Origin of the sequence: Micromonospora sp. ATA51, assembly GCF_016802855.1 — a bacterium.
GTDB lineage: Bacteria > Actinomycetota > Actinomycetes > Mycobacteriales > Micromonosporaceae > Micromonospora > Micromonospora sicca.
The window spans coordinates 1-10,392 of record NZ_JAEVHJ010000237.1; the positions used below are offsets into that span (position 1 = coordinate 1).

General features: G+C 73.2%; 5 protein-coding genes and 4 pseudogenes. 4 read left to right on the forward strand and 5 right to left on the reverse strand.

The genetic code is table 11. The features are described from left to right. Window positions 1-1,555 (reverse strand): annotated as a pseudogene (locus tag JNW87_RS27695) (alkaline phosphatase D family protein); the annotation flags it as partial. A gap of 202 nt (window positions 1,556-1,757) precedes the next feature. On the opposite strand from JNW87_RS27695, the gene JNW87_RS27700 reads away from it, so the two are divergent. Together JNW87_RS27700 and sigJ are read left to right on the forward strand one after the other, a co-directional pair. Then, window positions 1,758-2,198 (forward strand): carboxymuconolactone decarboxylase family protein, encoded by a 441-nt coding sequence (locus JNW87_RS27700; protein ID WP_109804602.1) that lies wholly within the window; start codon window positions 1,758-1,760, stop codon window positions 2,196-2,198. Between the two features lie 30 nt (window positions 2,199-2,228). After that, window positions 2,229-3,077 (forward strand): annotated as a pseudogene (sigJ, locus tag JNW87_RS27705) (RNA polymerase sigma factor SigJ); the annotation flags it as partial. 48 nt (window positions 3,078-3,125) lie between these two features. Here the strand turns inward: sigJ and ndk are convergent. After that, window positions 3,126-3,551, reverse strand: a complete 426-nt coding sequence (gene ndk, locus JNW87_RS27710) for a nucleoside-diphosphate kinase (RefSeq protein WP_109804601.1) — start codon at window positions 3,549-3,551, stop codon at window positions 3,126-3,128. Between the two features lie 142 nt (window positions 3,552-3,693). Between ndk and JNW87_RS27715 the strand changes: the two are divergent. Next, window positions 3,694-4,964 (forward strand): annotated as a pseudogene (locus tag JNW87_RS27715) (VOC family protein). Between the two features lie 38 nt (window positions 4,965-5,002). Here JNW87_RS27715 and JNW87_RS27720 read toward each other — a convergent pair. From JNW87_RS27720 to JNW87_RS27730, 3 genes and pseudogenes are all read right to left on the reverse strand, one after another. Beyond that, a complete protein-coding gene (locus JNW87_RS27720; RefSeq protein WP_236648417.1) occupies window positions 5,003-5,512 on the reverse strand; it encodes a DUF4233 domain-containing protein in 510 nt (169 codons plus the stop codon). Next, complete coding sequence (locus JNW87_RS27725; RefSeq protein ID WP_109804599.1) at window positions 5,509-6,843, reverse strand: folylpolyglutamate synthase/dihydrofolate synthase family protein; 1,335 nt, start codon at window positions 6,841-6,843, stop codon at window positions 5,509-5,511. The genes JNW87_RS27720 and JNW87_RS27725 overlap by 4 nt, the downstream gene beginning before the upstream one ends. Then, window positions 6,840-9,457, reverse strand: a pseudogene (locus tag JNW87_RS27730) (valine--tRNA ligase). Before JNW87_RS27730 ends, JNW87_RS27725 begins: the two are co-directional and overlap by 4 nt. Before the next feature lie 69 nt (window positions 9,458-9,526). Between JNW87_RS27730 and JNW87_RS27735 the strand changes: the two are divergent. Then, window positions 9,527-10,207 carry a hypothetical protein gene (locus JNW87_RS27735; protein ID WP_109804604.1) on the forward strand — a complete coding sequence of 227 codons (681 nt, stop codon included), beginning with the start codon at window positions 9,527-9,529 and terminating at the stop codon, window positions 10,205-10,207. Window positions 10,208-10,392: the final 185 nt, after the last annotated feature.

Below are 10,392 nucleotides of genomic sequence, written 5' to 3' on the forward strand. Positions count from 1 at the left end.
GGGTCAGGGGTGGGGGCGGGGAGGGTGGTGGTCCAGAGAGAGACGCCGTCGCGGTCGCGGAGGTGGACGGTGAGGTCGCCCGACGCGCCGTCGATCGCGACCTCGCCGAAATGCTGGAAGCCCTCCGCCGGCGAGGTGTTGGCCCGGGGCGGGGCGTGGGTGAACACGGCCTGCGGACCGAACGTGCCGTCCAGGGCGTTCGGGCCGAACGCGCCGGCGTGGGCCGGGCCGGAGACGAACTCCCAGAACGGGGTGAAGTCGCGCACCGCCGCCCGCGCCGGGTCGTAGTGGTGCGCCGCGGCGTAGTGCACGTCCGCGGTGAGGAAGACGATGCCGGTCACCCCGGCCCGGTGGGCTGCGCCCAGCACCTCGGCGAATTCCAGCTCACGCCCGGCCGGCGCCCCCGGATCGCCCTGCGCCACCCCCTCCTGGGCGCCCGGACCGTCCGGCACCACGAGCCCGAGCGGCAGGTCGTTCGCGATCACCTTCCAGGTCGCCCGGGACCGGCTCAGCTCCCGGATCAGCCACTGCCGCTGCTCCCGCCCGAGCAGGCCGCGGTTCCGGTCGGCGTAGGTGTTGCCGTCGTTCGGGTCCTTGTAGGTCCGCATGTCGAGCACGAAGACGTCCAGCAGCGGGCCGTACGACAGCCGCCGGTACATCGGCCCGCCGTCCGGGACGGGCAGCCACTCGTGGAACGCCTGCCGGGCCCGGGCGGCCAGCACGTCCACCCGCCGCTCGGTGTACCGGGCATCGTCCAGGATCTCCCCCGGGTACCAGTTGTTGAGCACCTCGTGGTCGTCCCACTGGTTGACCTGCGGCACCTCGGCGGCGAACGCCCGCAGGTGCTCGTCGAGCAGGTTGTAGGCGAACTGCCCCCGGTACTCGGTCAGGGTCTCGGCGACCTTGGTCTTCTCCGGCGTCACCAGGTTGCGCCAGATCCGGCCGTCGGGCAGCGACACGCTCTCGGCGAGCGGGCCGTCGGCGTACACGGTGTCGCCGCTGCACAGGAAGAAGTCCGGCCGGACGGCGCTCATCGACCGGAAGATGCTCATCCCGCCGAAGTCCGGGCTGATCCCCCAGCCCTGCCCGACGATGTCACCGGTCCAGACGAACCGCACGTCGCGGCGGTCATGATGCCCCGGGGCGGTGGTGAACGCCCCGACCAGCGGCTCGCTGGCCACGCCGTGCCGGTCCAGGTCCGTCACCCGCACCCGGTAGTGCAGCCGCTCGCCCGCCGGCAGCCCGCGCAGCCGCACCCGGCCGGTGAAGTCCGTCGACGGGTCCAGCACCGGGCCGCGCAGCAGCCGGGCGCCGCGCAGGTCGGGGCGGCGGCTCACCTCGACGACCATCCGGCCCGGCCGGTCGGCACGGGTCCAGACCAGCGCCGATTCGGCGGTCACGTCGCCGCTCTGCACGCCGTGGGTGAGCACGGACGGCCGGACGCGCCAGGCCGGCGCGCGCCGGCCGGGCCACCGCCGAGGAGGCCAGCGCCGGCCAGTCCGGCGCCCGTCGCCAGTCCGGCCCGCAGCAGGGTACGTCGATCGAGAGCAGTCATCTGTCCCCTCCGATGGAAGTCGGTCACCAGTGGTCTACCGGGCGCAGATGAGGTGTTCCGGCGGTGCGGGTGGCCGGCGGGGGAACCGCGGCTGACCACTGGTGGACCGCCGGGGCATGACCACCGTCACAGCCGTCCGCTGTCACGTCGGCGGCGCGGTCTCCCGTCGTACGCGTGTAGCCGTTATCGAGGGAGGCCGGAAATGAGTCGGATCGACATGGCGGCCGTCGTGCCGCAGGCGTACCAGGCGGTGTTCGGGCTGGAGAAGTACGTCCAGGCCAACGTCGACCACACGGTGCTGGAGCTGGTGAAGCTGCGGGCGTCGATGCTCAACGGCTGTGCGTTCTGCGTGGACATGCACAGCCGGGACGCGCTGGCCGCGGGCGAGTCCAGCCGGCGGCTCTTCGCGGTCGCCGCCTGGCGGGAGGCGCCGTTCTTCGACGAGCGGGAGCGGACCGCGCTGGCGCTGACCGACGCGGTCACCCGGCTCGGCGAGCACGGCGTGCCGGACGAGGTCTGGGACGCCGCCGCCAAGGTGTGGTCGGAGAAGGAGCTGGCGGATCTGGTCGTCGCGATCGCCACAATCAACGTGTGGAACCGGATCGCGGTGACCAGCCAGGCGCAGCCGCCGACCGAGGTGTGACCGGCACCTCGGCAGCGCAGGCGCCGTGCGCTTCAGGCGCACCGGCCGATGCTGCTCGGGTTGGCGTACCGGCTGCTGGGCAGCCTGCACGACGCGGAGGACGTGCTCCAGGAGGCGTACCTGCGCTGGCTCGACGTCGACCGGGAGTCGGTCGCCGAGCCGCGCCGGTACCTGTCCCGGGTGGTGACCCGGCTGGCGCTGGACCGGCTGCGCACCCGGCAGGCCGCCCGGGAGACGTACGTCGGGCCGTGGCTGCCCGAACCGGTGCCGACCGGCGCGGCGGAGCCGTTCGGGCCGCTGGACAGTGCCGAGCTGCGGGACTCGGTGTCGGTCGCGCTGCTGCACCTGCTGGAACGGCTCACCCCGCCGGAGCGCGCGGTCTACGTGCTGCACACCGCGTTCGCCCTGCCGTACGCGGAGATCGGCGACATCCTGGACCGGTCGGCGGCCGACTGCCGGCAGCTGCACCACCGGGCGGTCGCCCGGATCGCCGACGGCCGGCGGCGCTTCACCGCCGGCCCGGCCGAGCAGCAGCGGCTGCTGGACGCCTTCCTGGCCGCCGCCCGCGACGGCGACCTGGCCCGGCTGACCGAGCTGGTGGCGTCCGACGCGGTCTCCTGGAACGACGGGGGCGGCGCCGTCCGTGCGGCGCGCAACCCGGTGCGCGGCGCGGACCGGATCGCCCGCTTCTTCGCTGGCGTCTACGGCCGGCCCCGCAGTATCGAGGCGGCCCTCACCGAGCTGAACGGCGGGCCGGCGCTGGTGCTCCGCTGGCCCGACGGGACTCGCTACACGCTGGCGATCGCGGCCGCGGACGGCCGAATCACGGACCTCTACCTGATCGGCAACCCGGCTAAGTTGTCCCGGCTGTCCGGCTGAGCACACGGGACGGCCCCGACCCCCGGGACCGGGGGGGGGGCGACGCGCTCAGACCAGCTCGGGGAACCAGAGGGCGAGCTCGCGCTTGGCGCTGTCCGTCGAGTCGGACGCGTGCACCAGGTTCTCCCGGTTGGACAGGGAGAGGTCGCCCCGGATGGTGCCAGCGGCGGCCCTGCGGCCGTCGGTGCTGCCGAGCATGCCGCGCACCACCTCGATCACCTGGTCGCCGGAGAGCACCAGGGCGACCAGCGGGCCGCCGGTCATGAAGGCCTTCAGCGGCGGGTAGAACGGCTTGTCGACGTGCTCGGCGTAGTGCTGGTCGGCGAAGTCGCCGTCCATCGTCCGCGTCACCATCGCGTCGATCCGCAGGCCCTTGCGCTCGAAGCGGGACACGATCTCGCCGACCAGACCGCGGCGGACCGCGTCGGGCTTGATCAGTACGAGCGTGCGCTCATCCGGGCTGCTGCTGGACACGCTGGGTTCCTCCTGTGCGCGGAAGCCGGTCTGGCTGGGTAGGTTCAGCCTAGCGACCTGGTCCCGGCGGCGGCGCGGCGGCTGCTCTTCCCCTCGGTCGCCGCTGCGGCCTAGCCTGGCCTAGACCCCTGGGAGGTCCACTGTGGCGAACGGCGGGAACCGACCCATCGCGCCGGTGCGCAAGCTGATCGGCGCGGTGCTCGGCACCGTGGCGACCTTCGTCGTGCTGTTCGGACTGGGGATGACCAGCTGGGCCATCGTGGCCCTCGGCGTCGCGCTGCTGGTGCTGGCGATCGCCCTGGCCACGGTACGCGGGGGCGGGCGCACCTGGGTGGTCGGCGTCGGGCACGTGCACAGCGCCTCCGAGCCCCCCACCCAGTACGCCTTCGGCCGCTGCGAGCTCCAGCTGGTGATCGACGCCCCCGGGCTGCCGCCCCGGTCCAAGAAGATCATCGAACCCCGGGTGCCGGTCGCCAAGTGGCCGTCGCTGGGCCAGCCGCTGCCCATCCGGGTCGCCCTGGACGACCAGCGGCACGTCCGCGTCCTCTGGGACGAGGTGCCCACCCACGCCGAGACGACCGCCGCGACGGCGGACCTCCCGCCGGAGTACGCGGGCCCCGACCCGGTCGACGAGGTGCTGATCGCGCAGGAGGCGCCGCCGTGGGCCGACCGCGCCCCGGAGGACGACTTCCGCGACGACTTCCCACCCGCGCCGGATCCGCTCCTCGACGACGGCACCGTGCTGCCCGAGGAACGCGAACCGGTGGTGGTGCACCAGCGCCCGGGCGGCCAGGTGGTGCTGGAGGGCACGGTGGTCGAGCAGCCGGCGGCCGGGCCGCTGCCCCGCCGGGCGACCCCCGCGCCGCGCCCGCCCGCCGAGGAGCGGTTCGACGCGACGGTGCCGGTGGACCCGATCGACGTGCCGCTGGACCCGATCGACCTGCCGCTGGACGATCCGGCGCCGGGGGCGCCCCGACCGCGGAGGAGCTGGACGAGGCCATCTTCGGGTACGCGGGCGACGACGACGCCGAGGTGGCCACCCCGATCAGCGGCATCGGCATCACCCTGCTGGTGACCGACCTGGCCCGGTCGCTGGGGTTCTACCGGGACCTCGGCTTCGACGAGGTGGACCGGGGCTCCGGCAACGCCGTCCTCTCCTCCGGTGCCACCCGCCTCGTGCTGCGTGAGATCACCGAAGCGGCCCCGATCAGCCGGCGGCTGGTCCACGTCAACCTCGAGGTCGCCGACATCCAGGCCGCGTACGAGCGGCTGCGCGGCTCCGGCGTCCGCTTCACGTACGCCCCGCGGGTGGTCAACCGGGGCGCGAAGCTGGAGGTGTGGGCGGCGGCGTTCCGCGACCCGGACGGGCACGGCATCGCCCTCACCCAGTGGCGGACCCTCGCCGACGCGTGACGGCGGGGCCGGGCGCCTGACGGCACCCGGCCCGCGGCTCAGCCGAGGATGACCCGGCGGACGTGCAGGGCGTAGGCCCACACCAGGGCGAAGATGACGCCCAGCACCAGCAGCGACCAGTGCAGCAGGCCCGAGAGCATCAGCAGGCCCTGCACCACGGTGCCCGCGTGCCAGGCCCACGGCCGCCCCATCCGGCCGGCCAGCACCACGCAGGCCACGGCCAGCGCCACGATCACGGCGATGGCGGCGCCGCCGAGGTCCCCGCCGACCACCCGGATCGGCTGGATGGCGAGCAGCAGCACCAGGGCCTCCAGGGCCAGCGTGCCGGCGCCGAGCCCGCGTACTGCCTTCTCCGGGTTCCGCAGCCCGGACCGCCGCTCCCCCGGCTCACCGGCCACCGGACCGCCACCGGCCTCCTCCGGCTCCGGCCCGCCGGCGGCCGGCGTCGAGCCCGGCCGCCCACGGGGGTCGGCCGCCGCGTCGGTCCGCGGTCCGGCGTCCGGCCTCGGCACGACCTCCTCGGGGCGCTCCCCCATCGGGCCGGTCATCGCTTCAGCAGCCGGCGGGCGTCGGCCACGGTCACCACCGACCCGGTGATCAGCACACCGACCCCGGAGAGCTCACCGGGCACGTCGGACTCGGCCTCGGCGATCGCCGCCTCGATGGCGTCCGGCATCTCCTCGGCGACCTCCACCCGCTCCGACCCGAAGACCTCCCGGGCCAGCTCGGCCAGCTCCTCCACCGGCATCGCCCGGGGCGAGCTGTTGCCGGTGACCACCAGCGAGTCGAGCACCGGCTCCAGCAGCTCCAGCAGACTGGCGGCGTCCTTGTCGCCGAGCACGGCCAGCACGCCGACCAGCTTGCTGAACGCGAACTCCTCCTGCAGCGCGGTGACCGTGGCCGCCATCCCGTGCGGGTTGTGCGCGCCGTCGAGCAGGACCGTCGGGGCGCTGCGGACCTTCTCCAGCCGGCCGGGCGAGCTGGTCGCGGCGAAGCCCTCCCGGACGGCCTCGATGTCGAGCTGCCGCTTGGCGCCGGCGCCCAGGAACGCCTCGACGGCGGCGAGCGCCACGGCGGCGTTCTGTGCCTGGTGCGCGCCGTGCAGCGGGATGAAGATCTCGTCGTACACCCCGCCGAGGCCCTGGATGGCGAGCACCTGACCGCCGACCGCGACCGAGCGGCGGAGCACGCCGAACTCCGCGCCCTCCCGCGCCAGGGTGGCGCCCACCTCGGCGCAGCGCTCCAGGATCGGCCGGGCGGCCTCCTCCTCCTGCGCGGCACAGATGACGGTCGCGCCGGAGTGGATGATGCCCGCCTTGTGCAGCGCGATGTCCTCGATGGTGTCGCCGAGCCACTCGGTGTGATCCAGCCCGATCGGGGTGAGCACGGCCACCCCGGCCTGGATCACGTTGGTGGCGTCCTCGGCGCCGCCGAGCCCGACCTCGACCACCGCGACGTCGACCGGCGCGTCGGCGAACGTGGCGAACGCCAGCGCGGTGGTCAGGTCGAAGTAGGTCAGCGGTTCGGCGGAGCGCTGGTCGACCAGCTCGGCCAGCGGCTCCACCTCCCGGTACGTGGCGACGAAGCGCTCCTCGCTGACCGGCTCCCCGTCCAGGCTGATCCGCTCGCGGACGGTCTCCAGGTGAGGGCTGGTGTAGCGCCCGGTGTGCAGCCCGAAGGCCCGCAACAGCGAGTCGATCATCCGGGCCGTCGAGGTCTTCCCGTTGGTCCCGGTCAGGTGGATCGACGGGTACGCCCGCTGCGGGCTGCCGAGCAGGTCGAGCAGCATCTCGATGCGCTCCAGCTCGAAATGCATGCGGGTGAAGCCACGGGCGGCCAGGGCGGCGTCGACGGCGGCGAATTCGGTGCGGTCGGTCACGAGGGCAGCGCCTCCAGGGCAGCGTCGATCCGGATCAGGTCGGCCTCGGCCACGGCGAGCCGTTCGCGGATCTTCGCCACCACCGGCTCCGGGGCCTTCCCGACGAAGGCCGGGTTGTCCAGCTTCGCCCGGGCCTGCGCGGCCTCCTTCTCGGCGGCCGTCCGGTCCTTGGTGAGCCGGGCCCGCTCGGCGGCCACGTCGATCGAGCCACGGGTGTCCAGCGCGACGCTGACCTCCCCGGGCATGGCGAGGGTGGCGCTGGCCTGGAAGTCCTCGGCGGGCGCGTCGAGCCGGACCAGCGACCGGATCAGCGACTCGTGCGCGGCGATGCCCGCCGGCGCGAGGCCGTCCAGCCGGGCCGCGACCCGCTGGGTCGGCCGCAGCCCCTGGTCGGACCGGAACCGGCGGATCTCGTCACCACCCGCTGGAGGGTGGCGACCTCGACTTCCGCGGCGTCGTCGACCAGCGTACGGTCGGCCAGCGGCCAGGCGGCCGTCAGGACCGTCTCACCGCCGGTCAGCGCGGACCACAGCTCGTCGGTGACGAACGGGATCACCGGGTGCAGCAGCCGCAGCAGCTGGTCCAGCACGTGCCCGAGCACCCGCCGGGTGGCGGCGGCGGCCGGGCCACCCTCGGCGAGCACCGGCTTGCTCAGCTCCACGTACCAGTCGCAGACGTCGTCCCAGGCGAAGTGGTACAGCAGGTCGCAGACCTTCGCGAACTCGTACGCCTCGAACTGCTCGTCCACCTCGGCGGTGACGTGCGCCAGCCGGGACAGGATCCACCGGTCGACGGTCGACAGGGTGCCGGCCGCCGGCAGCGGACCGTCGATGTGCGCGCCGTTGAGCAGCGCGAACCGGGTGGCGTTCCAGAGCTTGTTGGAGAAGTTGCGGGAGCCCTGGCACCACTCCTCGCTCACCGGCACGTCCTGCCCGGGGTTGGCGCCCCGGGCGAGGGTGAACCGGGTGGCGTCGGCGCCGAACCGGTCGATCCAGTCCAGCGGGTCGACTACGTTGCCGAACGACTTCGACATCTTCTTGCCGTGCTCGTCGCGGACCATGCCGTGCAGGGCGACCACGTCGAACGGCTGGACGCCGTCCATCGCGTACAGGCCGAACATCATCATCCGGGCGACCCAGAAGAAGAGGATGTCGTACCCGGTGACCAGCACGCTGGTCGGGTAGAACTTCGCCAGGTCCTGGGTCTGCTCGGGCCAGCCCAGGGTGGAGAACGGCCACAGGCCGCTGGAGAACCAGGTGTCGAGGACGTCCTCGTCCTGGCGCCAGCCCGCGCCGGTGGGCGGCTGCTCGTCGGGGCCGACGCAGACGATCTCGCCGTCCGGGCCGTACCAGACCGGGATCCGGTGGCCCCACCAGAGCTGCCGGGAGATGCACCAGTCGTGCATGTTGTCGACCCAGGCGAAGTACCGCTTGGCCAGCTCGGCCGGCTCGATCCGGACCCGGCCGTCGCGCACCGCGTCGCCGGCCGCCTTGGCCAGCGGACCGGTGTTGACGAACCACTGCAACGACAACCGCGGCTCCACGGTCGTCTTGCACCGGGAGCAGTGCCCCACCGCGTGCACGTACGGCCGCTTCTCGGCCACGATCCGGCCCTGCTCGCGCAGCGCGGCGACGATCGCCGGGCGGGCCTCGTAGCGGTCCAACCCCTCGAACGGGCCGGGCGCGGTGATGATCCCGCGCTCGTCCATGATCGTCAGGGCGGGCAGGTCGTGCCGCTGGCCGATCTCGAAGTCGTTGGGGTCGTGCGCCGGGGTCACCTTCACCATGCCGGTGCCGAAGCTCGGGTCGACGTGCTCGTCGGCGACGATCGGGATCCGCCGGTCGGTGAGCGGCACGGCCACCTCGGTGCCGATCAGGTGCCGGTACCGCTCGTCGTCGGGGTGCACCGCCACCGCGGTGTCGCCGAGCATCGTCTCCGCCCGGGTGGTGGCCACCACCACGTCGTCGCTGTAGCGGATCGAGATGAGCTCACCCTCGTCCTCGGTGTGCTCCACCTCGATGTCGGACAGGGCGGTCAGGCAGCGCGGACACCAGTTGATGATCCGGTTGGCCCGGTAGATGAGCCCGTCGTCGAAGAGCTTCTTGAACATGGTCTGCACGGCCCGGGACAGGCCCTCGTCCATGGTGAAGCGCTCACGGTCCCAGTCCACGGCGTCGCCGAGCCGGCGCATCTGGCCGAGGATCGCGCCGCCGGACTCCGCCTTCCACTGCCAGACCCGCTCGACGAACTTCTCCCGGCCCAGGTCGTGCCGGGACAGGCCCTCGGTCGCGAGCTGCCGCTCGACCAGGTTCTGGGTGGCGATGCCGGCGTGGTCCATGCCGGGCAGCCAGAGCGCCTCGAAGCCCTGCATCTTCTTCCGCCGGGTGAGGGCGTCCATCAGCGTGTGCTCGAACGCGTGGCCCATGTGCAGCGAGCCGGTGACGTTCGGGGGCGGGATGACGATGGTGAAGGGGGGCTTGTCGCTCTCCGCCGACGCCCGGAAGTGGCCGCCGGCTACCCACTGCTCGTACCGTCGCTGCTCTACCTCGCCGGGCTGGTACTGGCCGGCAAGGGTCGGGGCGTCGGGGCGTCGGGCATCCAGTCTCTCGGTCACCCTGAAAGTCTACGGAGCGCTTCGGCGGACCCGACGTGCGCCACCTGTTGTTCGCGTACGGTGGCGGACATGTCCGACGCACATCTCACCGAGCGGCCGCTCGGCGACGGGCCCGAACCGGTCGACCTGACCGACGAGCCGATCCAGCTGAGCCGCCGCGACCCGGAAAGCAGCCCTGAGCGGGCCGGTGCGCCGTCCCGTCGCCGGCGCCTGGTGCTCGCCGTCGCGCTGGTGGCCGGGCTCGCGGGGCTCGGGGCGCTCGGCGCCGGCGGCTGGCGGGTGTTTCAGCAGAAGGACACCGACCTGTCGACCCCGGTGAAGGTGGCCGGACTCACCCGCGACGACAGCGAGCGGGCGCGGAGCACCGCCGACTACCTGCGGGACGGCTTCGCCGCCGACATTGAGCTGGACAAGAGCGTCGGCACCGTCTACAGCGATCCGGCGGACGCGAGAAGGGCGGTGCTCGTCTTCGGCGGCACCACCCTGCTCTGGCAGCCGGAGCGGGATCTGGACAGCCTGTTCGGCCTGATGGCCGACGAGACCGGCAAGGTCACCGGGCTGCGGGAGGTCGACGCCGGCCGGCTGGGCGGCGTGATGAAGTGCGGTACGACCAGCGGCGACGGCGGCGACTTCGCGGTGTGCGGCTGGGCCGACCACGGCAGCGTGGTGATGGCAATGTTCCCGGGACGTCCCGTCGGCCAGGCCGCCGGCCTGTTCCGTCAGCTCCGCGAGGGCATACAGACCCGTTGACCGGTTTTCGGGGCACGGCGCCGGCTCGCCAGCGGCGTGCCCTTCGTCCGGTGGCACGGATTTGGGGCCGGAAACGCAGATGAGGTCACCCCGAAGGGTGACCTCATCTGGAAAGATTGTCCGGCGGTGTCCTACTCTCCCACACCCTCCCGAGTGCAGTACCATCGGCGCTGGAGGGCTTAGCT